Annotated in this window: 23 protein-coding genes; 14 read left to right on the plus strand and 9 right to left on the minus strand. The window is 71.6% G+C overall.

Translation table 11 applies throughout. The features are described from left to right. Nucleotides 1-6: 6 nt before the first annotated feature. Genes KAF39_RS07330 through KAF39_RS07350 form a run of 5 tightly spaced genes read left to right on the plus strand, consistent with a single transcriptional unit; the run spans nt 7 to nt 6,306 of the window. On the plus strand, nt 7-1,554 hold the full coding sequence (locus tag KAF39_RS07330; protein WP_210676662.1) for a hydantoinase/oxoprolinase N-terminal domain-containing protein: 1,548 nt from the start codon (nt 7-9) through the stop codon (nt 1,552-1,554). A gap of 1 nt (nt 1,555) precedes the next feature. Then, entirely contained in the window at nt 1,556-2,656 is a 1,101-nt protein-coding gene (locus KAF39_RS07335; RefSeq protein ID WP_210676663.1) for a DUF917 domain-containing protein, read from the plus strand. Next, nucleotides 2,653-3,756, plus strand: a complete 1,104-nt coding sequence (locus tag KAF39_RS07340) for a DUF917 domain-containing protein (protein ID WP_210676664.1) — start codon at nt 2,653-2,655, stop codon at nt 3,754-3,756. Before KAF39_RS07335 ends, KAF39_RS07340 begins: the two co-directional genes overlap by 4 nt. Nucleotides 3,757-3,766: 10 nt before the next feature. Then, nucleotides 3,767-4,795 carry a DUF917 family protein gene (locus tag KAF39_RS07345; RefSeq protein WP_210676665.1) on the plus strand — a complete coding sequence of 343 codons (1,029 nt, stop codon included), beginning with the start codon at nt 3,767-3,769 and terminating at the stop codon, nt 4,793-4,795. After that, a complete protein-coding gene (locus KAF39_RS07350; protein ID WP_210676666.1) occupies nt 4,792-6,306 on the plus strand; it encodes a helix-turn-helix domain-containing protein in 1,515 nt (504 codons plus the stop codon). Before KAF39_RS07345 ends, KAF39_RS07350 begins: the two co-directional genes overlap by 4 nt. 100 nt (nt 6,307-6,406) lie before the next feature. On the opposite strand, the gene KAF39_RS07355 is transcribed toward KAF39_RS07350, so the two are convergent. The 5 genes from KAF39_RS07355 to KAF39_RS07375 form a co-directional block, all read right to left on the minus strand. Further along, complete coding sequence (locus KAF39_RS07355; protein WP_210676667.1) at nt 6,407-7,165, minus strand: SDR family oxidoreductase; 759 nt, start codon at nt 7,163-7,165, stop codon at nt 6,407-6,409. Nucleotides 7,166-7,175: 10 nt separating this feature from the next. Further along, entirely contained in the window at nt 7,176-7,451 is a 276-nt protein-coding gene (locus KAF39_RS07360) for a hypothetical protein (RefSeq protein ID WP_210676668.1), read from the minus strand. 144 nt (nt 7,452-7,595) lie between these two features. Further along, the gene (locus KAF39_RS07365; protein ID WP_210676669.1) at nt 7,596-8,765 is read right to left on the minus strand and encodes an RtcB family protein; all 1,170 of its coding nucleotides are present in this window, start codon (nt 8,763-8,765) and stop codon (nt 7,596-7,598) included. A gap of 276 nt (nt 8,766-9,041) precedes the next feature. After that, nucleotides 9,042-9,443 (minus strand): VOC family protein, encoded by a 402-nt coding sequence (locus KAF39_RS07370; RefSeq protein WP_210676670.1) that lies wholly within the window; start codon nt 9,441-9,443, stop codon nt 9,042-9,044. 32 nt (nt 9,444-9,475) lie between these two features. Further along, nucleotides 9,476-10,243, minus strand: coding sequence for a siderophore-interacting protein (locus KAF39_RS07375; RefSeq protein WP_210676671.1), 768 nt, complete (start codon nt 10,241-10,243; stop codon nt 9,476-9,478). A gap of 102 nt (nt 10,244-10,345) precedes the next feature. Between KAF39_RS07375 and KAF39_RS07380 the strand changes: the two genes are divergently transcribed. The 4 genes from KAF39_RS07380 to KAF39_RS07395 are packed head-to-tail and all read left to right on the plus strand — an operon-like array spanning nt 10,346 to nt 14,165. Beyond that, entirely contained in the window at nt 10,346-11,341 is a 996-nt protein-coding gene (locus KAF39_RS07380; protein ID WP_210676672.1) for a siderophore ABC transporter substrate-binding protein, read from the plus strand. A gap of 49 nt (nt 11,342-11,390) precedes the next feature. After that, a complete protein-coding gene (locus KAF39_RS07385) occupies nt 11,391-12,377 on the plus strand; it encodes an ABC transporter permease (RefSeq protein WP_210676673.1) in 987 nt (328 codons plus the stop codon). A gap of 7 nt (nt 12,378-12,384) precedes the next feature. Continuing rightward, the gene (locus KAF39_RS07390) at nt 12,385-13,413 is read left to right on the plus strand and encodes an iron chelate uptake ABC transporter family permease subunit (RefSeq protein WP_210677983.1); all 1,029 of its coding nucleotides are present in this window, start codon (nt 12,385-12,387) and stop codon (nt 13,411-13,413) included. Next, complete coding sequence (locus KAF39_RS07395) at nt 13,410-14,165, plus strand: ABC transporter ATP-binding protein (protein WP_210676674.1); 756 nt, start codon at nt 13,410-13,412, stop codon at nt 14,163-14,165. The genes KAF39_RS07390 and KAF39_RS07395 overlap by 4 nt, the downstream gene beginning before the upstream one ends. Before the next feature lie 6 nt (nt 14,166-14,171). Here the strand turns inward: KAF39_RS07395 and KAF39_RS07400 are convergent, their stop codons facing one another. Genes KAF39_RS07400 through KAF39_RS07410 form a run of 3 tightly spaced genes read right to left on the minus strand, consistent with a single transcriptional unit; the run spans nt 14,172 to nt 16,131 of the window. Further along, the gene (locus tag KAF39_RS07400; RefSeq protein ID WP_025104487.1) at nt 14,172-14,369 is read right to left on the minus strand and encodes a hypothetical protein; all 198 of its coding nucleotides are present in this window, start codon (nt 14,367-14,369) and stop codon (nt 14,172-14,174) included. 38 nt (nt 14,370-14,407) lie between these two features. After that, nucleotides 14,408-15,367, minus strand: coding sequence for a DNA-3-methyladenine glycosylase (locus KAF39_RS07405; RefSeq protein ID WP_210676675.1), 960 nt, complete (start codon nt 15,365-15,367; stop codon nt 14,408-14,410). 56 nt (nt 15,368-15,423) lie between these two features. Beyond that, nucleotides 15,424-16,131, minus strand: coding sequence for a winged helix-turn-helix domain-containing protein (locus KAF39_RS07410; protein ID WP_210676676.1), 708 nt, complete (start codon nt 16,129-16,131; stop codon nt 15,424-15,426). A gap of 329 nt (nt 16,132-16,460) precedes the next feature. Between KAF39_RS07410 and KAF39_RS07415 the strand changes: the two genes are divergently transcribed. The 4 genes from KAF39_RS07415 (at nt 16,461) to KAF39_RS07430 (ending at nt 21,712) form a co-directional block, all read left to right on the plus strand. Further along, complete coding sequence (locus KAF39_RS07415) at nt 16,461-16,769, plus strand: GNAT family N-acetyltransferase (RefSeq protein ID WP_210676677.1); 309 nt, start codon at nt 16,461-16,463, stop codon at nt 16,767-16,769. A gap of 52 nt (nt 16,770-16,821) precedes the next feature. Then, complete coding sequence (locus tag KAF39_RS07420) at nt 16,822-17,304, plus strand: DIP1984 family protein (protein ID WP_210676678.1); 483 nt, start codon at nt 16,822-16,824, stop codon at nt 17,302-17,304. Nucleotides 17,305-17,558: 254 nt separating this feature from the next. Continuing rightward, the gene (locus KAF39_RS07425) at nt 17,559-18,728 is read left to right on the plus strand and encodes an exonuclease SbcCD subunit D C-terminal domain-containing protein (RefSeq protein ID WP_210676679.1); all 1,170 of its coding nucleotides are present in this window, start codon (nt 17,559-17,561) and stop codon (nt 18,726-18,728) included. Continuing rightward, nucleotides 18,728-21,712: an AAA family ATPase gene (locus tag KAF39_RS07430; RefSeq protein WP_210676680.1), complete on the plus strand. Its 2,985-nt coding sequence runs from the start codon at nt 18,728-18,730 to the stop codon at nt 21,710-21,712. The genes KAF39_RS07425 and KAF39_RS07430 overlap by 1 nt, the downstream gene beginning before the upstream one ends. A 2-nt stretch (nt 21,713-21,714) precedes the next feature. Here the strand turns inward: KAF39_RS07430 and KAF39_RS07435 are convergent, their stop codons facing one another. Next, nucleotides 21,715-22,272: a nucleoside phosphorylase gene (locus KAF39_RS07435; protein ID WP_210676681.1), complete on the minus strand. Its 558-nt coding sequence runs from the start codon at nt 22,270-22,272 to the stop codon at nt 21,715-21,717. Between the two features lie 109 nt (nt 22,273-22,381). Here KAF39_RS07435 and nadE point away from each other — a divergent pair, with 109 nt between their 5' ends. Continuing rightward, nucleotides 22,382-23,200: an ammonia-dependent NAD(+) synthetase gene (gene nadE / locus KAF39_RS07440; RefSeq protein ID WP_210676682.1), complete on the plus strand. Its 819-nt coding sequence runs from the start codon at nt 22,382-22,384 to the stop codon at nt 23,198-23,200. The last annotated feature ends 49 nt before the right edge of the window (nt 23,201-23,249 follow it).

Genomic DNA, 23,249 nt, shown 5'->3' on the forward strand with positions numbered 1-23,249 from the left:
AGCACCATGCACATCGGCATCGACGTCGGCGGCACCAACACCGACGCCGTCCTCATGGACGGCACCCGCACCCTGGCCGGAGTGAAGCACTCCACGACCCCGGACGTGACGAGCGGGATCGTCCAGGCGATCGAAGACCTCCGTGCGGGGCACGCCTTCGAGGGGAGCGACATCGACGCGGTGATGATCGGCACGACGCACTTCATCAACGCGCTCGTGCAGGCGAGCCGGCTCGCCCCGGTCGCGGCGCTCCGGCTCGGCCTCCCCGCGACGCGCGCGCTGCCGCCGCTGATCGACTGGCCCGAGGTCCTCGTCGCGGCGACGCAGGCGCGCAGCTACCTGGCGCACGGCGGCTACGAGTTCGACGGCCGCCCGATCTCGCCGCTCGACCCCGACGAGATCCGCGCGCACGCCGAGGACATGAAGGCGCACGGCATCCGGTCCGTCGCCATCTCCTCGGTGTTCAGCCCGGTCAACCACGACCTCGAGGTGCAGGCCGCCGAGATCGTGGCGTCGGTGCTGGGCGAGGAGGCCGCCATCTCGCTGTCGCACGAGATCGGCCGCATCGGACTGCTGGAGCGCGAGAACGCGACGATCATCAACGCCGCCCTCCGCGAGCTGGCGTCGGAGATCGTCGACGGACTCACCTCTGCGGTCCGCGCCCAGGGCATCGAAGCACCGATCTTCCTCAGCCAGAACGACGGCACGCTCATGGACGAGGACTACGTGCGCCGGTACCCGGTCGCGACCTTCGCCTCCGGCCCGACCAACTCGATGCGCGGGGCGGCGGCCACCAGCGGTCTCGTCGACTGCGCCGTCATCGACGTGGGCGGCACCACGGCCGACATCGGTCTGCTCATCAACGGCTTCCCGCGGGAGACGGCCAACGAGGTGAAGGTGGCCGGCATCCGCACGAACTTCCGCATGCCCGACGTGCTGTCCCTCGGCATCGGCGGCGGCAGCATCGTCGACGAGGAGACGGCGGAGGTGGGACCGGCTTCGGTCGGGTACAAGCTGACGACGGAGGCGCTCGTCTTCGGCGGCTCGACCCTGACGGCGACCGACATCGCCGTCGCCGCGGGCCGTGCCGAGGTGGGAGACCCCGCCAAGGTCGCGCACCTCGACCCCGCCTTCGTGGAGCGCGTGCTCGCCCGGATCGCGGAGCGCGTGGCGGAGGCGGTGGACCGCATGCGGACGTCGCCCGAGCCCATCGCGGTCGTGGCCGTCGGCGGCGGCTCCATCCTGCTGCCGGATGAGCTGCCGCTGTTCGGCGCCGTGCACCGCCCGGAGAACTACGCGGTCGCGAACGCCATCGGCGCCTCGATCGCGCAGGTCGGCGGCGAGATCGACAAGGTCTACGCGATCGAGCCCGGTCGTCGCGACGAGACGCTCGCCGAGGTGCGTGCGGAAGCCGTCGACAAGGCGATCGCCGCCGGCGCCAAGCCCGCGACCGTGTCGATCATCGACTTCGACGAGGTCCCCATCCCGTACCTGCCCGGCAACGCCACGCGCATCCGCGTGAAGGCCGTCGGCGACCTCGACATGGGGGCCTGACATGAGCACGACGATCACCACCGCCGACATCGACGGCCTCGCCCGCGGCGCGGCTGTGCTGGGCACCGGCGGGGGCGGCGACCCCTACATCGGCGCGCTCCTCGCCCGGCAGGCGCTCACCTCCGGGGACGTCACGGTCGTGGCGCTCGACGACGTGCCCGACGACGCGCTCGTCCTGTTCGTGGCGATGATGGGAGCCCCCACCGTCATGGTGGAGAAGCTGCCGAGCCTCGCCGAGGTGATCGAGCCGGTCAGGGCGCTCGGCATCCACCTCGGCCGCCCCGTGACGCACATCGCGTGCGCCGAGGTCGGCGGGGTGAACTCCACGATCCCCATCGCGGCGGCGGCCGCGCTGGGCCTCCCGCTCGTCGATGCGGACGGCATGGGGCGTGCGTTCCCCGAACTGCAGATGGTGCTCCCGACGCTCTCCGGCGTGACGGCCTCGCCCCTCGCGTTCAGCGACGAGAAGGGGAACACCGGGGTGCTGCAGACGGCCGACAACTCCTGGACCGAGCGCATCGCCCGCGTCGCCTGCGTCGAGATGGGCTGCTCCGTCATGATCTCGGGCTTCTTGATGACCGGCGTCGAGGCGCGGGAGTCGCTGGTGGCGGGGTCGCTGTCCCGGTGCATCGCGATCGGTCAGCGGATCGCGGAGGCACGGGAGGCGAAGACCGATCCGGTCGCCGCGGTCGTCGGCCTCCTCGGCGGTCGCGAGCTGTTCGGCGGCAAGGTCGCCGACGTGAATCGGGCGACGACGACCGGCTTCGCCCGTGGTCGCGCACGGATCGACGGGGACGGCGGGGCGTCGTTGACGCTGCAGTTCCAGAACGAGCACCTCGTGGCTGAGGCGGACGGCCGGGTGCTGGCGACCACGCCCGACCTCATCATGGTGCTCGACGGCGAGTCGGGGGAGCCGATCACGACGGAGGGGCTGCGCTACGGGCAGCGGGTCCGCGTGATCGCGGCGCCGGCCGATGAGCGCTGGCACTCCGACGCGGCCCTCGCGATGGTCGGTCCCGGCTACTTCGGCTACGACATCCCGGCGCACCGGTTCGACGGGACGGTCTCGACGGGGCGCGCGACGGCGGGAGCGGTGGCATGAGCTGGGAGCTCACGGCGGCGGACCTCCCCGACCTCGCACGCGGGGCGACGCTGCTGGGTACCGGTGGCGGTGGCGACCCCTACATCGGCAAGATGCTGGTGGAGCGGGTGCTCGGCGACGGCAGCATCACGATCCTCGACCCGGACGAGCTGCCGGACGATCTGTTCGTCATCCCGACGGCCCAGATGGGGGCGCCGACCGTGATGGTCGAGAAGATCCCGGCCGGCACGGAGCCCACCCTCGCCCTGCGCACGCTCGAGGATCACCTCGGTCGCCGCGCGGATGCGACCATGCCGATCGAGTGCGGCGGGATCAACTCGATGATCCCGCTCATCGTCGCGGCCGAGACCGGGCTCCCGGTCGTCGACGCGGACGGCATGGGGCGGGCGTTCCCCGAGCTGTCGATGGAGACCTTCGCGGTGTACGGCGTGCACGGTTCACCGCTCGCCCTGGCCGGCGAGCGCGGGGAGCGTGTGGTCATCGACACCGGCGATGATGATCGGCAGATGGAGTGGCTCGCCCGCGGGATCACGATCCGGCTGGGCGGCGTCGGCCATATCGCGGAGTACGCGATGAGTGGCGCGGATGTGCGGCGGACCGCGGTGCCGCGCACCATCTCCATGGCCCTCGCGCTGGGCCGGGCGATCCGGATCGCCCGGGAGGAGCACCGTTCCCCGTTCGCGGCGATCGCCGAGACCCTGGCGACCACGCTCTACCCGCATGTGCGCGAGTTGTGCGTCGGGAAGGTCATGGACGTCGAGCGGCGGACGACCGAGGGTTTCGCCAAGGGCAGGGCCGTCATCGCCCCGCTCGGCGCCGCGGAGGACGACACGTTCGAGATCGCCTTCCAGAACGAGAACCTCACGGCGCGGCGGGGCGGACGACTTGTCGCGATCGTGCCCGACCTCATCTGCGTCGTCGATCATGAGACGGCCGAGCCCATCACCACGGAGGGCCTCCGTTACGGCCAGCGAGTCCGGGTGCTCGGCATCTCGACACCCGCGATGATGCGCACCCCCGAGGCTCTCGCGACCTTCGGCCCGCGGGCCTTCGGGCTCGCGGAGGACTTCGCCCCGGTCGAGGGCGCCGCCGCGTCCTAGGCTGGATCGTATGAGGCTGGAGCGGGACGACCTGAAGGCGCTCGCCCGCGGATATGCGCTGCTGGGATCCGGTGGCGGGGGCTCCACGACGATGCTCGAGCTCATCCTCGACACGACGGCGCGATGGCCCATCGACGTGGCGCCGGTCGACTCCCTCGCTCCGGAGACGCCGTGCCTCGGGGTCGCGTTCGTGGGGTCGACGATGCTGCTCGGCGAGCGGATGCCCGGCGCCGCGCCGTTCGCCCCGCTGCTCGCCGCGGTCGAGCGGTGGCTCGGCCACTCCGTCCCCGCCGTGTGCTCCCTCGAGGGCGGAGGGATGAACGGCCTCGCTCCGCTCACGCTGGCCGGATCGCACACCGTCGTGGACGCGGACTGCACGGGGCGTGCAGTGCCGGGGCTCGACCAGATGTCGCTGTTCGTCGACCGCGTACCGGGGCTGGTGTTCGCGTGCGAGACGGGGGCCGGCGGCGTGGCGCTCGTGGAGGCGACGAGGGCGATCGATGCCGAGCGCGTGGTGCGTTCGGCCATCATCCAGGCCGGCGGGGTCGGCTGCGCCGTGCTCGCCGGATTCACCGTGGGCGACCTCCGCGAGCACGCCATCGAGGACCACCTGGCGCGTGCCCTCACCCTCGGCCGCAGTTTCCTCGCGCACCTCACCGCCCCGCTGCCGGTGGTCGCGGAGCTGCTCGGCGGGGTCCTGCTCGCCGAGGGCCGCATCGTGTCGGCGGCGCCGTCGCGCACGGATCCGCACGTGAACGCGGTCGAGATCACCGGGCTGGCCGGAGCGGTGCATCGCGTGGTCACGAGGTCCGAGACGCTCGCGGTGCTCACCGACGGCGTCCTCGTCGCCGCTGCTCCCGAGATCATCGTGCTCCTGGACGCGGTGTCCCGTGAGGTGCTCGAAGTCACCGAGCTCGCCCCCGGCCGGACGGTGGCGGTCATCGCGCTGCCGGCACCGGCGTGGTGGAATGCGCGCCCGGAGCGGCGGGCGCGGGTCGTCCCGTCCGCCTACGGCCTCGCCGAACTGGACGTCGCGTGAACGAGGGACTGCAGCTGCGTGCGCTCCTGGCGCAGGAGGAGAACGGCGACCTCCGTCCGGTCGCCGGCCCCCGCGAGACCGGATGGGACGCGGTCGTGGTGGAAGCGGCGGAGGCCGATCTTCCCGCGGACGGCGACTCCCGGCTCGCGATCCTGACGACGGGAGCACCGACGACGACCTGGCAGCAGGACGCGATGCTGCGCCGCGTCCGCGATCGGGGGTTCACGGGCCTCGCCCTGCCCGGCGCTGCCGGTCTCGATGCCGGTGCCCTCCGCCTCGCGGACCGGATCGGGCTCACCCTTCTCGACGTCGCGCGGCCCGTGCAGCTGGCTCGGGCATGCTGGATGCTCATCGAGGCCAGGGACGCTCTCACCCTGACACGCGTGCGCAAGGTCGCGCAGTCGTTCGAGTACGCCGCCGACGACCTCGGCGATCTGCTCGGGCATCTGGCGGCGAACCTCGGAGTCGGCGTCGCCCTCATCGATGCGGCAGGCGTGCTCCGTGAGGCCGGCGGACGCCTCGACCCCGACTTGCACGCCGCGATCCGGTTCGACACCTGGAGCGATGGGGCCCGCGCGGGGGAGGGGGCGGCCGCGTCGGTCCGCGTCGACAGCCCGGGACGGTCCGGTCTCCGCCTCGTCCTCTTCGGCAGCGGCTTCGGGGAGGCGCAGCTGCAGTCGCTCATGGTCGCCGCGGAGGTCGCGATGCCCGCCGTGGCGGCGCGCATCCTCATCGACGAGATCGCGGCCGTGAACGACGTCGCCGCCTCGTCGGGGCTGCTGCGCGACTTCGTCGACCTCCGTGGTGCCGCCGACGCCGATGTCGAGCGGCGCATGGCGGAGCGCGGGTGGCGCACCGGCGGGCATCACCTCGGCTTCCGCATGGTCGCCCGGGGGCGGGTGGATCCGCTCGCTCTGCTGCGCGCGCTCCGGCCCCGCCTCAGCGCGATCGACGCCGAGGCGCACGCGACGACGGCCGGCCGGGGCATCAGCGGGTGGCTCTCGTTCCCGGAGGTCCCGGGTCCGGATCGGGTGGAGAGGGCCGTGGTCGCGCTGCGGGAGCTCCACCTCGCGGCGCTGCGCGACTTCGCGGTGGCGACAGGCGTGGGCTCGGCGCAGACCGGGCCGGAAGGACTGGCGGCGACCCTCGACGAGGCCGGCGACGCCGCACGGATCGCTGCGGCCCGGTCGGCGACCGGATGGTTCGTCCGCGTCGACAGCCTCGGGCTCGAACAGCTCCTGCTCGCCTGGACCGGCAACGACACCTTCGTCCCGGCCGCACAGTCGCTGCTCGCCCCTCTGGCCGAGGGGAACGGCGAGCTGCTCAGGACTCTGTCGGCGTACCTCGACCACGAGTCCGGCATCGCGGCCACCGCGACCGCTCTCGGGCTGCACCGCAACACGGTCGCCGTGCGGATCCGGCGGGTCCAGGAGCTCCTCGGGATCGACATGACCGACCCCGAGGCGCGGCTGGCGCTGCATCTCGCGTGCCGGGCGGTGCTGCCGCGCTGAGCCCGGCGCTCACGGCCCGGTGATCACACCGGGCTCCGGGGTCGTGAGCGGCGCATGCATCTCCTGGTGGAGTCGACTGCGGGAAGACCCCCGCCCCTCCTCAGTCAGCGCGCGTCGGCACCGCGTCGGCAAGCCATTCCGCGAACGTCTGCGTCCCGCGCACCGCGTCTGGTCCCGGCAGTGCCTTCCCCTCGCGCATCCCCGCCATCTGCGGGCCGGGCACGTTCAGCGCCGGGATCCAGCCGCGGTACCCGATGCGCCGCGCGTACGCCCGCACCATGTCGGCGAGCTGCTCTTCGCGGGGGCCGGCGAAGTCAGGCACTCGACCCTGCGCGTCCCCGATCGCGAGCGTGACGAGCCGCTCCGCGACCTCGCGGGCCGCCACCGGCTGCGTGCGCGCACGCGGGGCGAGATGCAGCGGCCCCGCCTTCGCGCGCGCGAACATCTGCGCGGCGAACTCGTGGAACTGCGTGGCTCGGAGGATCGTGGAGGGGACGGCGGACGCGGAGACCAGCTTCTCCTGGGCCACTTTGCCCGCGTAGTAGTCGTAGGGGATCCGGTCGATGCCGACGATGGAGAGCAGGACGACGTGTCCCACGCCGGTGGCCGCGGCGGCGGCGAGGAGGTTCCCGGTGGCGGCGGTGAAGAACTCGATCGCCGTGCTCGCCTTCAGGGTCTCGACGCTCACGACATCGATCACGGCATCGGCTCCGGTCAGCGCCGCCTCCAGCCCGCGCCCGCTGACCAGATCGACGCCGTGCGAACGACTGAGCACGACGGCCTCATGACCGGCGCCCCGGACGGCCTCCACCGTGGGCGTGCCGACGACACCAGTCCCTCCTGCGACGACGATCCTCATGCGTCGATCCTCACTCCCGATCCAGCCCGAAAGTGCGCTTCACGAGCGCCTGCACGTCACGGTCAAGCCCGTCGATGCGGACGTTGACGCCGTCGATGCGCGTGCCGACCGCGTCGAAGCGGGTGTTGACCGCATCGAAGCGCGCGGTCATCTCGTTCCGCAGGCCCCCGATCTCGCTGCGGAGGACGCGGATGAACAGCGTCGAGACGACCGTGAGCATGCCCATCATCAGCGCCGTGAACGCGCCGATCATGGTCCAGACCTGCGCACCGTCCATGGTTTCCATCCCCTCATCGTGGCACCGGATCCTTCAGCCTGCCAGCATCCTGGCGGACGCCACGCCCGGCGACTCGCGCTCTGTGGAGACACCGGAAATCGCGCGGATTGGGGAGGAAGGGCTGGGCGAGGATCAGCCTCGCCCGGCCCTCCGTCAGTCGCCCTTCACGTTGACGAGCTGGCGCAGCGTATGACGGATGCGCACGAGGCTCGCCGCGTCCTCCATCACACGATCGATGGGCTTGTACGCCTGGGGGATCTCGTCGATGAAGGCGTCCGTGTCCCGGAACTCGATGCCGGTCATCGCCTCCCGCAGCTGCGCGTGCGTGAAGGTGCGTCGCGCCGCCGACCGCGAGTACTCGCGTCCGGCGCCGTGGGGTGAGGAGTTCAGCGACAGCGGGTCACCGAGCCCCTCCACCACGTAGGACGCCGTGCCCATCGATCCGGGGATGAGTCCGGGGCGGCCCGCGTCCGCCTGGATCGCACCCTTCCGCGACACCCAGACCCGCTTGCCGAAGTGCATCTCCGACTCCGTGAAGTTGTGGTGGCAGTTGATCCGCTCCTGCTCCGCGACCGCGCTGCCGAGGAACTCGGACACCTGCCGGATCACGCGGTCCATCATCTCCTCGCGGTTCAGCAGTGCGAAGTGCTGCGCCCACCGGAGCTCACGGATGTAGCGCGTGAACTCCGGTGTGCCTTCGACGAGGTACGCGAGGTCGGGGTCGGGCAAATCGATCCACCACTGCTTCGCCAGCCGCTGCGCGACCGCGATGTGATGACCGGCGATCCGGTTGCCGACGCCGCGCGAACCGGAGTGCAGGAACAGCCAGACGCGGTCGAGCTCATCCGTCGACACCTCGATGAAGTGGTTCCCCGAGCCGAGCGTGCCGAGCTGGAGCCGCCAGTTGCTCGCGTAGCTCTCGGGGTCGAAGTCGGCCTCGGCCGCCCTCTCCTCGAGCGCGGCGATGCGCGGCTCGGCCGTCGCGACGACCTTCTTGTTGTAGCGCCCGGCGGACAGCGGGATCGCGCGCTCGATCTGCTCGCGGAGGCCGGCGAGGTCGCGCCTGGTGAGGTCGTCCCTCCGGAACTCGGTGCGGACGGCGATCATGCCGCAGCCGATGTCGACGCCGACCGCGGCGGGGATGATCGCGCCCAGCGTCGGGATGACCGATCCGACCGTCGCCCCCTTGCCGAGGTGCGCGTCCGGCATCAGCGCCAGGTGCGGGTGGATGAACGGCATGCGCGAGGTGGTGTGCGCCTGATCGAGCGTCTTCTCGTCGATCAGGGACGCCCACGACAGCAGCCGTGCGGAGAGCCTCTCCATGATTCCTTTCCTTGTGGTGGTGTTCCGGCCACAGGTCGAAGGAGTCCTCTGAGGGAGAACGCCCCGGACCTGACGGTGCGGGGCGTTGCGAGAGCGGGTGCTGTCACACGGCGCGCGCCGGAGGGTACGACTCGTCACGGCTATTGCGCTTCTGCGGAAGCGGCAATGCCGTGATCGGGGAAAGAGTCCGCTGCGCGGTCATCCGTCGTCTCCTCGGCTGGCATCCGGCGCCGGTCGGCGCGGACTTGCCACCATAGGACGCGACACGCCCGGGCGTCAAGCGTCCTTGGGCGGGTTGTGCATGAACTCGATGCGGATGCCGTCGGCATCCTCGACGAAGGACGCGTAGTAGCGCGCGCTGTATCGCGGATACTCCTTGGGGCCCCGGATCGCGCTCCATCCGGCCTCCACCGCGAGGTCGTGCAGCCGGTCGACGTCCGCGCGGGACGGGACGGCGAACGCCATGTGCTGCCAGCCGATGCGTCCGTGACGATGCGGCTCGGAGTCCTCATCCCAGCTGTAGAGGATGATCTCGGTCTCGTCGCCCGCGTGCCACGAGACCGAGTGGTCGTCCTCTCCGCCGCGCTCGTAGCCGAGCGCCGTGAGAATCGGGTCGAACTGCGTGCGTCCGCGGGCGAGGTCGCCGACGGTGATGCCGAGGTGATCGAGGAGTGCCATGCGTCCAGTCTGTCAGCGCAGCGGGGCGGGTGTCAGTGCGGGGCGTGGTACTCCGCCTCCCCGCGCTTCCAGTACCCCTTCACGACGGCGCCGGCGCTGTCCACGCCCCAGCGCGCGAGCAGCGCCCGACCGGGCTTCACGATGGACTGCTCGGCGGCGATGAAGACGAACGGGTCGTGCCCGACGGCGTCGCCCGCGGTGAGCGCGTCGAGGAACGAGGCGAGCGCGGAGCCGGCGGGTGCGTCGCCGCGGTGCAGCCACTCCACCGGCACCGGAGCGTCGATGTCGATCTCCCGGCCCGCGGCCACGGTCTCGACGACGATGCGCGCCGGCGTGCCCGCGGGGATCAGGGCGGCGAAGCGGCGGATCGCAGGGATCGCCGTCTCGTCGCCCGCGAGGAACCAGGATCCGGGATCGCCGACGATGACGGCGGCGCCGCGAGGACCGCCCACTCCGATGACGGAGCCCAGCGGGGCGGTCGCGGCCCACGGGGCGGCGACCCCTTGGTCGCCGTGCACGGCGAACTCGACGTCGAGCCAGTCCTCGCCCCAGGCGAGCGGGGTGTACTCGCGGCTCGGGGCGGCGCGCATCTCCTCCACCGTGTCGACGGGCCCGCTCGGGAAGAAGAGCCGCATGTGATCGTCGGCACCGGGGGAGTCGAAGCCCGCGAGCTCGGGGCCGGACAGGCGCACGCGAACGAAGTCCGGCGCGAGCCACTCGCGGGCGCTCAGCGAGACGCGGCGGAAGCGCAGCTCGAGGCCGCGACGCTCGATCGTGAAACCGGATTTCGTATCGCTCATAAAGTAAGGCTAACCTAAAAAACGACGCGGCCGGCTGGTCCCCGCGTCTGACCGGCGCCCTCCCCGAGGGGGCGAACACCCCCGCAGAACAGGAGTCTCTCCATGTCCGTGCCCAGAACCCTCTCCGCCACGAGCGTCGCCCTCGTCGGCCTCCTCGCCCTCTCCGGTTGCGCCTCCGGCGCCGACGCCGAGCCCGACGAGAAGGCGACCGCGTCAGGCACGGTGACCATCGAGGACAACACCGGCACGCACGAGATCACCACGCCGCCGACGTCGGTCGTGGCCCTGGACAACCGCACGTTCCAGACCCTCGCCGACTGGGGCATCGAGCTGTCCGCCGGCGCCGTCTCCCTCATGCCGGAGACGGTGTCGTACGTGAAGGACGAGGACGTCGTCGACATCGGCCTGCACACCGAGCCCGACCTCGAGGCCATCGTCGCCGCGGACCCCGACCTCATCATCAGCGGGCAGCGCTTCACCCAGCACAACGACGCGATCGCCGATCTCGTCCCGGACGCGACGATCATCGACCTGGAGCCGCGCGACGGCGAGCCGTTCGACGAGGAGCTCAAGCGCCAGACCACGGTGCTCGGCGAGATCTTCGGCAAGGAGGACGAGGCCGAGAAGCTCATCGAGGAGTTCGATGCGGCAGTGGATCGCGCGAAGGCCGCCTACGACGACAGCGAGACCGTGATGGCGGTGAACACCTCGGGCGGGCAGATCGGCTATCTCGCGCCGACGGTCGGTCGCTCGCTCGGCCCGATCTACGACATGCTCGGTCTCACGCCCGCGCTCCAGGTGGACGACGCGACAGACGACCACCAGGGCGATGAGATCTCGGTCGAGGCGATCGCCGCCTCGAACCCGGACTGGATCCTGGTGCTCGACCGCGACGCCGTGTTCGCGGCGGAGACGCCGGACTACGTCCAGGCGGCGGAGATCATCGAGGACTCCGAGGCGCTCGCCGGCGTGACCGCGGTGAAGGACGAGCAGATCGTCTACATGCCCACGGACACCTACCTCAACGAGAGCATCCAGACCTACACGACCTTCCTCAACGATCTCGCCGACGCGCTCGAGAAGAGCGCCGACAAGTAAGGGCCGGGCGGCGGCGCCTCGACCGGGGCACCGCCGCCGGCATCCCCCCATGACCTCTCCCGTCCTCACCTCGACCCGGCGGTCGTCCGCCCGGCTGTTCGATCCGACGCTGCTCATCGGCGTCGTCGTCGTGGCGGCGCTCCTGGCGATTTCACTCTTCACCGGCGTGTACGACATCGCTGGCGCCGATGACGGCGCGCAGATGTTCCAAATCACCCGCGTCCCCCGCACGATCGCGCTCGTGCTCGCCGGCGCGGCGATGGCGATGGCCGGGCTCGTGATGCAGCTGCTCACGCAGAACCGCTTCGTCGAGCCGACCACCACCGGCACCACCGAGTGGGCCGGGCTCGGGCTCCTCGCCGTGATGGTGCTCGTGCCGCATCCGTCCCTTCCTCTGCGCATGGCAGGCGCCGTGTTCGCCGCGTTCATCGGCACGATGGTGTTCTTCGCGTTCCTCCGCCGGGTCGCACTGAAGTCGTCGCTCATCGTGCCCATCGTCGGCATCATGCTGGGGGCCGTGGTCGGCGCGGTCACGACCTACTTCGCCCTCGTCACCAACTCCCTGCAGATCATCGGCGTCTGGTTCGCGGGCAGCTTCACCTCGGTCATGCGCGGCCAGTACGAGATGCTGTGGATCGTCGCGATCATCGGCGTCGTCGTCTTCCTCGTGGCCGACCGGCTGACCATCGCCGGGCTGGGGGAGGAGATCGCCACCAACGTCGGGGTGAACTACAACCGGATGATCCTGCTCGGCACCGCGCTGATCGCCGTGACGACCGGCGTGGTCACCGTCGTCGTCGGCAACCTCCCCTTCCTGGGGCTCATCGTCCCGAACATCGTCTCGATGGTCCGCGGCGACGACCTGCGCAGCAACCTGCCGTGGGTGTGTCTGCTCGGCATCGCGATCGTCACCGTCTGCGACATCATCGGCCGGACGATCATCATGCCGTTCGAGGTGCCGGTGTCCCTGATCCTCGGCGTCGTCGGCGCCGTCGTCTTCGTCCTTCTCCTCCTGCGGCAGCGTCGACGTGGCTGAGCAGACGATGACGGTGACGGAGACCCCCCGGACGACGCGGTCGGCCGGGGCGTTCACGACCGCGCGGGCGCGGCGTCGGTACCTCGTCGTGCTGGTGGTGCTCGGTGTGATCGCGCTCGGCTCCGCCTTCGGTCTGCTCGCCTGGGACAACCCGCTGCCGGTCGGCACCCCCGGGTTCTGGCGCATCGCCCAGCACCGCGCCACCGCCGTGGCCGTGATGGCGCTCGTCGCCGTCGCCCAGGCGGTCGCCACGGTCAGCTTCCAGACGGTCACGAACAACCGCATCATCACGCCCTCGATCATGGGGTTCGAGTCGCTGTATCGCGTCGTCCAGACCGCCACCGTGTACCTCTTCGGCGTCGCGGGGCTCGTGGCGATCCAGGGCGTCGGCCAGTTCGCGCTCCAGGTGCTCATCATGGTCGGGCTCGCCGTCGTCCTCTACGGGTGGCTGCTCTCCGGCCGCTACGGCAACCTCCAGATCATGCTGCTCGTGGGCATCGTGATCGGGGGAGGCCTCGGGGCGATCGCCACCTTCCTGCAGCGGCTGCTCACCCCCAGCGAGTTCGATGTGCTCGCCGCCCGGCTGTTCGGCAACGTGTCCAACGCCGACCCCTCGTACCTCCCGCTCGCGATCCTGCTCGTGATCGCGGCCTCGACCCTGCTGTGGCTGCGCTCGCGGCGGCTGAACGTGCTCGCGCTGGGCCCCGATGCCGCGCGATCGCTCGGGCTCGACCATCGCCGGGAACAGTTCCTGGTCCTGACGCTCGTCGCCGTGCTGATGGCCACCTCCACCGCCCTGGTCGGACCGATGACGTTCCTCGGCTTCCTCGTGGCCACGCTCGCCTACCAGTTCGCCGACACGCACGACCACCGGCTCATCTTCCCGGTCGCCGTCCTCACCGCGTTCTCGATCCTGGCCGGGGCGTACTTCGTCATGAAGAACGTCTTCTACGCGCAGGGCATGGTCTCGATCCTCATCGAGATCGTGGGCGGCACCGTGTTCCTCATCGTCATCCTCCGAAAGGGCAGACTGTGATCGCACTCGACGGCGTCCGCCGTGACTACAGCAGCGAGGTGGCGATCGGCCCCGTCGACCTCCGCATCCCGACCGGCGGGATCACCGCGCTCATCGGGCCGAACGGTGCAGGCAAGTCGACGCTGCTGACCATGATCGGCCGGCTCAACGGGATGGACGCGGGGGCCATCGAGATCGCGGGCCTCGACGTCGCCTCGACGAAGTCGAAGGACCTGGCCAAGGTGGTCTCGATCCTCCGCCAGGAGAACCACTTCGTGACGAGGCTCACGGTGCGGCAGCTCGTGGGCTTCGGGCGCTTCCCGCACTCCCAGGGCCGGTTGACGAGGGCCGACGAGGAGGTCATCAGCCAGGCGATCGACTTCCTCGATCTGGGTGCGCTGGAGGGACGCTACCTCGACGAGCTCTCCGGTGGTCAGCGGCAGCGCGCCTATGTGGCGATGGTCCTCGCGCAGGACACGGAGTTCGTGCTGCTGGACGAGCCCCTCAACAACCTCGACATGCGGCATGCCGTGCAGATGATGAAGCACCTCCGGCGGGCGGCCGAGGAGCTCGGGCGGACGATCGTTATCGTGCTGCACGACATCAACTTCGCCGGACACTACGCCGATCACATCTGCGCCATGAAGGACGGCCGGGTGGTGGAGTTCGGTCCGCCCGCCGAGATCATGACCGACGACGTGCTGAGCCGGGTGTTCGACACCCCGGTGCAGGTCGTGGACGGACCCTCCGGTCCCCTCGCCGTCTACTACTGACGGGCGTCAGAGCTCGACGCCGTGGTCCTCGTCGTTCACGCCCGCGTTGTGACCGCGGCGGGACTCGTAGCCGAGGAACCAGCCGAACCACACGATCGCGGCGAGCAGCACGCCCAGCCAGACGTTCTGGAAGATGAGGCCGAGGACGACGCCGGCGATCAGCAGGCCGACCGTGACGAAGATGCGCAGGGCGGTACGGGACATGCGCTCAGCATACGTCGGCCGCGGCGATGACGGATCGGTCAGCGCCGACGATGGTCCTCGGGCGCGAGCCGGGGTCCGCGCCGTGCCTCGGCGACGCCGCTCGCGAAGATCAGCCGGATGACGCGCTGCCGGTGGCCGGCCCACGGGGCCAGCAGTTCGATCATGCCGGCATCGTCCGTGCGGTGCCCGGTCAGGGCATGCCCGACCTCGTGCGCCAGGTGGTAGTCGCCCACGCTGACCGCATCGGGGTCGCCGAGGGCGCGGATCCGCGTCTCCGCAGCGGTCCAGATGCCGACTCCGGGCAGGCTCGTGAGCACGCGGTCACGCTCAGCGCCGGTCGGGGCCGCCCGCACGGCAGCAGCGATGCGGTCGCCGCGCTCCGCGGCCCGCACAATGGTCTTCGACTGCGGCGGCTCCACTCCGGCGCGATGCCACGCCCAGGACGGGATGCGTCGCCACTGCGCCGCCGTGGGGGCGACGGCCATCGGTCGCGGCGTCGGCCCCGGCGCCGGGTCGCCGTAGCGCGACACGAGGTACCTCCAGGCACCGAAGGCCTGCATGGAGGTGACCTTCTGCTCGAGGATGCCGCAGGCGAGGGCATCGAAGACCTCGTCCGTCCGTGCGAGCCGGATGCCGGGGTGCCGCCGGGCGGCCTCCGCGATGAGGGGATGCCGTGAGGCGTCGAAGCCGGTCGGGTCGTCGCTGGCACCGCACAGCGCCGGCACGAGGGCGAGGGCGTGCTCGGCGCCCGGACCCCAGGCGGTCGCCCTGACCTCGTTCCCCGACATCCGCAGGGCCAACGTCGACGGACCCTGTGGGGTGCGGACCGCGCGCCAGATGACGGGGCCGTCGAAGAGCATCGTCGGATCGGTGCCGCCGCGGCGCAGCATGCCGACGGTGCGCCGGAGATCGAGCGGGTGCGGCGGGCGGTACGTCGTCTCCCGCGGAGACTCCGCGCGGGCGGCGCCCGCCGTCGCGGGGGCAGCGGCGAGGGTCATGCGCCCACCCTACGCGCGGCTCCTGACACCGGCCTCCGGTGTTGAGCGGGAGCGGGTCAGAAGCGGTCCGGCGACGGGGTGCCGTGGCCGTAGCGGATGACGACGTCGGCGTGACGGTCGAAGCGGTAGCCGATGCCGCGCACCGTGCGGACGATGTCCTCGTAGCGGCCGAGCTTCGCCCGCAGCCGGCGCACGTGCACGTCGATCGTGCGCTCGCCCGGGGTCTCGTCGTCCTGGGCCTGCCAGAGCGCGGCGACGAGCTCGCTGCGCTCGATCGTGCGGCCCTCGCGGAGGACGAGGTACTGCAGCAGCTCGAACTCCTTGTACGTGAAGGCCGCGGACTCGCCGTCGATGAGCACGCGCTTGCGGGAGATGTCGACGGTGACGCCGGACTCCTCGGGCGTGGTCTCCTCCTCGGCGGCGGCCTTGGTGCGGGCGATCGCGCCGGGCTCCTGCAGGGCGAGACGCACGACGTCGAGGTCTCGGCCGCCGGAGCCATGCGGGGCGAGGGCGACGGTGGCGTGGGTCTCGGCGCCGGGCGCGAGCTCGGCCAGCGTGCGGCGGAGGGCGTCGACGAGCAGCGGAAGGCTCACACCGGCTTCGGCGGCCTTGATCTCGTCCAGGCCGACGTAGAGGGCGAAGCCGCGGGGCGAGCGGACGGCGGGGAGGTCGGCGCCGGCCGGGGCCAGCGGCGCCGACGACTCGGCGGCGGGGCGGGCGGGGGCGGTGACGGCGGGACGCTCGAGAAGGGCGGAGTTCGACATGATGATGGGTCCTCAGGACGTGAGCCCGACGGGAAGGGGCTCGGATGCGTTGCACGATGACCGGCGGAGCCGGGGAAGCGAGCACGGGTGTGCGCTCGGGACGCTGCTCTCGCAGATGGCGAGGAGTCAGGTCAGGCGGGGTGGCTGTTCGTTCAGCGACACATTCGGCAACACATGTCAACGCGACCGGGCATCATCATCCCGGCAGTCCCGTTCGCCTCCTGGGCGGACAAAGGGCGTGCGTTGATGGTCATGGGGGGATTATGTCGGAACGTGACGGCCGATGTCAAAACGCCCGGGCGCGTCGCGAGGGGCGTAACGTGGCGGAGATGACGATCTCGCACACCGTCGGCGGCTTCATCCTGACCGACGAGAAGGACGCATCACGGTACACGCTCACGCGCGACGGGAAGCTCGTCAGCGTGCTCGACTACCGGGACGACGGCCGCACCGTCGCCCTCACCCGCGCCTACACGGTCCCGGCATTCCGCGGAAACGGGTACGCGGGAAAGGTGGTCGAGGGGGCCGTGGCCGACATCGCGGAGCGCGGCGATCGCAAGGTCGACGCCGTCTGCTGGTACGTCGCGGAATGGTTCGCTGCGCACCCCGAGCAGGCGGATCTGCTCCGCTCGCGCTGACGCGCCCGCTGTATGACGAAGTGTGACGGCGGCGGCCTGCGAGGATGAGGGCATGAGACTCGCCGAAGCCCTCGCCGCCCGCGCCGACCTGCAGCGCCGCATCGAGCAGCTGCGAGCGCGCATCGTCGCGAACGCCCGGTACCAGGAGGGCGAGGAGCCGGCGGAGGACGCGGCGGCGTTGGTCGAGGAGGCCGACGTCGCGCTGACCCGGCTGCAGGGCCTCATCCGCCGCATCAACGTCACCAACGCCCGCCTCGACCTCGGCGCGGACGGGACGATGACCGACGCACTGGCCGCGCGGGACGTGCTGCGCCTGCGCCACGCCGTGCTCACGGAGGCGGCGGCCGCGGCCTCGGGGGCCAATGAGCAGTACCTGCGGCAGATGCGCTCGGAGCTGCGGCAGGTGTCGGCGCTGCCCGTCGCCACGCTGCGGGCGCGGGCGGACGCCGTCGCCCAGGAGCTCCGCGAGCTCGACAACCGGATCCAGCAGGCGAACTGGTCGCACGACCTCGAGGAGGAGAGCGGAAGTCGGTAGTCGCGACGGAGCGGGCACAACCCTCAGCCGGCGGGGCAAGCCGGCCCCTGTGGGCGGAGGGCAGCCCTGATCTCGCATCGCGCAGCCCCGCACGCCGCACAGGTGAAGGTGCACAGCGCATCTCGCATCACCACGTGCCGGTCGTCGCGACGAGGGTGGGTCAGGGGACCTTCCGCCTCTTCCTCGGGCGTCGGGAGACGGCGGGCGCGGCACGCCTCGGCCGGAATGTCCGAGGGGGTTCGTACCGTGGGGGTATGCGTATCCTGCACACCTCCGACTGGCACATCGGCCGGACCTTCCATGGCAACTCCACCATGGATGCGCTCGCCGAGGTGCTCGCCGCCCTGACCGCGCAGGTCAAGGAGCACGAGGTCGACGTCGTGGTCGTCGCCGGAGACGTGTTCGATTCCGCGACCCCCGCCGCCGGCGCCTACACGCTGCTCGGTGACGCCCTCGTCGCGCTGCACGAGACCGGCGCGCGGGTGGTCGTCACCAGCGGCAACCACGACTCCGCCGCACGCCTGGGGTTCCAGGCCCGGCTCCTGCGCGACGGCATCCACGTCCTCACCGACCCCCTCGCAATCGGCACCCCGGTCACGATCGACGACGCCCACGGTCCGGTGCACTTCTTCGGGATCCCGTACCTCGAGCCGGCCATCGTCCGCCAGTACTGGCCGGACGGGGACGCGGAGGGGCGACAGTTGCGCACCCAGGCGCAGACCATGAGCCACGCGATGTCCCTGGTGCGCGCGGGCATGCAGGACCACGCGGGGCGGTCGGTCGCGATCGCCCACTGCTTCGCCGCGGGGGTGGAGGCGACGGACGGCCTCGAACGCGAGGTGCGGCAGGGAGGACTCGACGTGGTGCCGCTGAGCGCGTTCGACGGGCCGGACTACGTCGCGCTGGGCCACATCCACGGCCGCCAGCAGGTGAGCGAACGCGTCCGGTACGCGGGTGCCCCGCTGCACTACAGCTTCGGTGAGCAGCACAAACCGCGCGGCTCCTGGCTCGTCGACCTCGACGCGGACGGGCTCTCCGGCGTCGAGTGGCTGGAACTGCCGGTTCCCCGCCGCCTGGTCACCCTCACCGGCACCTTCGAGGAGATCCTCTCCGCCGAGAACATCGCCGCGCACGCCGATGCCTGGGTATGCGCGGTGTACACGGATGCCGTGCCGCAGACGGAGCCCATGCGCCGGCTGCGGGAGGTCTTCCCGCACTGCGCCATGGTGCAGCACCAGCCCGCCGTCGTCGGCGAGGACCGCGACCGTTCCTACGGGGAGCGGCTGCGCGCGGCGGTGACCGATGCCGACCGGATCGAGGCGTTCCTCGAGCATGTGCGCGCCGGCCAGGGCGCGAGTGAGATCGAACGCGAGCTGATCCGCGAAGTGCTCGACGACCGCGTGCGTGCCGAGGCCCTCGTCTAGTGCGCCTGCATCGTCTGGAGGTCGAGGGCTTCGGGCCGTTCCGCGCCCGGCAGACCGTCGACTTCGACGCTTTCGCCGACGACGGGATCTTTCTCATCGCGGGTCGGACCGGCGCGGGGAAATCGAGCATCCTCGATGCGGTGTGTTTCGGTCTCTACGGCGGGGTGCCGCGGTACGACGGCGGCGAGAAACGACTCCGCAGCGACCACAGCGAGCCGGACGACCCCTCCGAGGTGATCGTCGAGTTCAGCACGCCGTCGGGGCGTTACCGGGTCACGCGTTCCCCCGAGTACCTCCGTCCGGCGCGGCGCGGCGGCGGGCTGACGAAACAGGCGGCGGCGGTCTCCCTGGAGGAGTTCACCGAGGGCGGATGGGTCGGGCGCGCGGCACGGGCGGTCGACGTCGCGCACGAGCTCGACGGCATCCTGCAGCTGAGCAGGGAGCAGTTCCTGCAGGTGATCCTCCTCGCACAGAATCGCTTCTCCGAGTTCCTCCTGGCCGGGAGCCGTGACCGCCAGGCTCTGCTGAGGCGGCTGTTCGGCACGGAGCGCTTCGAAGACCTGCAGGCGCGGTTCGAGGAGCGTCGTCGCCGCGCCGAGCAGGGACTCGGCGCGCGTCTCGCCACCGTGTCCGCACGGCTGGACGAGGCGGAGCGCCTCGTGACGGATGCAGACCTCGGGCCCGAGGGCGTAGACGATGGGGCGATCGCGGTGGAAGGGAGGGGGCGGACCACCGCTGACCGGCTCGCCGAGGTCGACCGGGCGCGGTCCCGCGCCGACTACCGCGCCGAGCGGCGCGCCGCCGACCGGCTCGACGCCGAGAAGCGCTCGGAAGCGGCCGATGCGGCGCTGGCGGCCGCGCGCGAGGAGCAGCGGGCGCAGAGCGAACGGGATCGCGCCCGTGCCGCGCTCGCTCGTCTCGACGACGAAGAGGGGGCGATCGCGCACGCCAGGGCGGAACTGGCCGCGGCGCGCGCGGCCGAGTCGCTCCGTTCGCCGATCGCGGCGGCCGCTCGCGCCACGGCAGCCGCGACGGAGGCGGCCGCGGCGGAGGAGTCGGCACGCGCGGCGTGGGAGCAGTACGGTGTCGCGACGGACGATCTGGACGGGTGGATCGCGGACCGCACGCGGGAATCCGGCGTCTGGGAGCGCGCCGCGGAACTGGAGGCGCAGGGGCCCCTCCGGGCTGCCGAGCGCGCCGCGGCTGCCGAGGCGGTCGCCACGGCAGAGCGTCTCTGTGCGGAGGGAGAGGCGGAGCGCGCGGCACTGCCCGCACGGATCACCGCTGCCACGGAGGAACGCGACGAAGCCCGTCGGCTCGCGGATCGCCTCCCGGCGCTGGAGGACGCGCGTGCGGCAGCGGAGGCCCGGCGTACTGCTGCGGAAGAGGTCGAGCGCCTCCAGCAGGAGTGCACGGCCGCGGACAGGGTGCTCGCCGACGCGACGACCCTCCACGCCGCCGCGCTGACGGCGCTCGCCGACCTGCGTCGACGCCGCATGGACGGCATGGCGGGCGAGCTCGCCTCCGGCCTGGTGCCGGCCGAGCCGTGCCCGGTGTGCGGGGCGCGGGAGCATCCGGCCCCCGCCGCCCACGTCGATCCGGTGTCGGCTGACGACGTCGCGAGCGCGGAGGAGCGCCGTGACGAGGCCGCGCGCATCGAGCGGGAGGCGGCATCGACCTGCACGGGACTGCAGGTCGAACTCGCCGCCGCCACCGCACGGGCCGAGGGCCGGGACGTCGCGACGGCCGCACAGGAGCAGGACGCCGCGCGTACCGCGGCGGCGGACGCCGTCGCGGCAGCGGAGACCGTGCGCCAGCGGGACGCCCTGCTCGTCGAGCTGACGGGGTTGCGGGATCGGCTCGAGGAACGACGCGTCCGCGACGAGGCCGCCCTCGCCACCGCGCGCGAACAGCTCGCGCTCCTCACGCAGAGCGACGAGGCCGCCGAGGCGTCGATCGCCGAGGCCCGCGCGGACTTCCCGTCCGTCGCGGAGCGGATCGCGGAGGCGGCCGGTCAGATCGCGGCGGCGCGTCGCCTGCTCGATGCTGCCGCCGAGCGCACCCGACGGCATCAGGCGGCGGTGGAGGCCACCGCCGAACAGGACGCCGCGCTGGCCGCCTCGGAGTTCCCGGACGTCGCCACGGCAGAGGAAGCTTTGCGCACACCGGCGGTGCAGGCGGACCTGGAGCAGCGGATCACCCATCATGCCGTGCAGCGGGAGAAGGAGCGCGCCCTGCTGTTCGATCTCGAGCTGCGGACGCTGCCGGAGGAGCCGATCGACCTCGCTCCGGCCGAGCGGGCCGCGCTCGACGCGAGGGCAGCCTGGTCCTCCGCCGTCGACGCCGCCACCAGGGCGTCGGGTGACGCCGTGCGGCTGGCCGGGCTCATCGACGCCGCGAAGGACGAGCACGCCCGCACGGCAGAGGATGCCGCGGCGTTCGAGGTGCTGCAGGACCTCGCGGACACCATCGCCGGACGCGGGGCCAACACCCACAAGATGACGCTGGAGACGTTCGTGCTCGCCGCCGAGCTCGAGGAGATCGTCGACGCCGCGAACCGGCGGCTGCACGACATGTCGGAGGGGCGCTACCGCCTGCAGCACTCCGACGCCCTGGCTGCGCGCGGTGCCGCGTCCGGGCTGGGCATCGTGGTCGCGGACGCGTTCACCGGGCAGACCCGACCGCCGCAGTCGCTCTCCGGGGGTGAGACGTTCCTCACGTCTCTCGCCCTCGCCCTCGGGCTGGCCGAGGTCGTGACGGCGCGCGCCGGGGGCATCCGCCTGGACACGCTCTTCATCGACGAGGGATTCGGGTCGCTCGACGGCGACACGCTCGACGTCGCAATGCGCACGCTCGACGAGCTGCGCCAGGGCGGGCGCACGGTGGGCGTGATCAGCCACGTAGAGGCCATGCAGGAGCAGATCCCCGCGCAGCTCACCGTCCGCGCGCTGCCGAACGGGCCGAGCGTCATCGAGACGCGCTGAGGTCACACCCCGTACTCGGCACGGATCACCTCGCGCAGCTCGATGCTGCACCGGGCGATCGCCTCGCGGAAGTCGGCGAGGGCGCCGTCCTCCGCCTGGTCGGAGACGGCGCGGAAGGCGCGGATCGGCACGCCGAACTGCCCGGCGACCCAGATATACGCGTAGGTCTCCATGTCGACGAGCGCGGCCCCCATCGGCCGGATCACAGCGGTGACCTCGGCGTCCTCCACGAAGTGGTCGCCGGTCGCGATGAGCACGCCGTCGCGACCCGTGCTCACCTGCGCGGGCAGGGAGACGTGCCGCCCGACGACCCCCTCGAGGTCGATCACGTCGTGCTGCACCGCCGTCGCGATCTCGTGCACCGCGTACGGACGCCCCTTCTCGATGGAACCCGCGGTGCCGACGACGACGACCTCGTCGTAGGTCTTCGCGTCGAGGGCCCGGGTCAGCGCGTAGGTCGCCGGCAGCTTTCCGGGACCGGTGACCAGACGGTCGAACCCGTCGAGCTCCTCGGGGAAGGCGGACAGTTCGGACTCGAGGGCGGCGACGAGGAGCTTCACCGCTTCAGTCTCTCAGGTCGGGACGGGATCCCGCGTCGGTGCGCGGTGGTGTGACCCGCACGAAACACGGAGGGGGGATACTGGAGCCAACCGATGAGCGGAGGATCACGTGTCGTTGCAGAAGCAGATCGCGGAAGACCTGGGTGTCCGGCCCGACATCGATCCCGAGGCGGAGGTGGAGCGCCGAGTCGGCTTCCTCGCCGACTACCTGCGCACCACGGGAGCCAAGGGCTTCGTCCTCGGCATCTCCGGCGGGCAGGACTCGACGCTGGCGGGACGCCTGGCCCAGCTGGCGGTCGAGCGCGTGCGCGCCGAGGGCGGCGAGGCGAGCTTCCTCGCGGTGCGCCTGCCCTACCGCGTGCAGCACGACGCGGACGACGCGCAGGCCGCGCTGGAGTTCATCGCGCCGGACTCGTCGATCGAGGTGAACATCCAGAACGGCGTCGAGGGGGTCGAGAAGGACATCGAGTCCGCCGTCTCCAGCGACATCAGCGACTTCAACCGCGGCAACATCAAGGCCCGGCTCCGCATGGTCACCCAGTACGCCCTCGCCGGGCATGAGGGACTGATCGTCCTCGGTACCGACCACGCCGCCGAGGCCGTCACCGGCTTCTACACGAAGTTCGGCGACGGGGCCGCCGATGTCCTCCCGCTCGCGGGGCTCACGAAGAGGCAAGGGCGTTCTCTGCTCCAGTTCCTCGACGCCCCGGAGCGTCTGGCCTTCAAGGTTCCCACCGCCGACCTCCTCGACGATCAGCCCGGGCGCACCGACGAGGACGAGCTCGGACTGACGTACGAGCAGATCGACGACTTCCTCGAGGGTCGTGCGGTCGACCCCGAGGTCGCCGGACGCATCGAGGCGCGGTATCTCGCGACGCAGCACAAGCGCCACCTCCCCGTGACGCCCGACGACACCTGGTGGCGCTGAGCGGAGGAGTCCTCGCGGGACCGCCCGCTTTTCGCCGTGTCGGATGCCG

It is taken from the genome of Microbacterium sp. BLY, from assembly GCF_017939615.1.
In the GTDB taxonomy this organism is placed as follows: Bacteria; Actinomycetota; Actinomycetes; order Actinomycetales; family Microbacteriaceae; genus Microbacterium.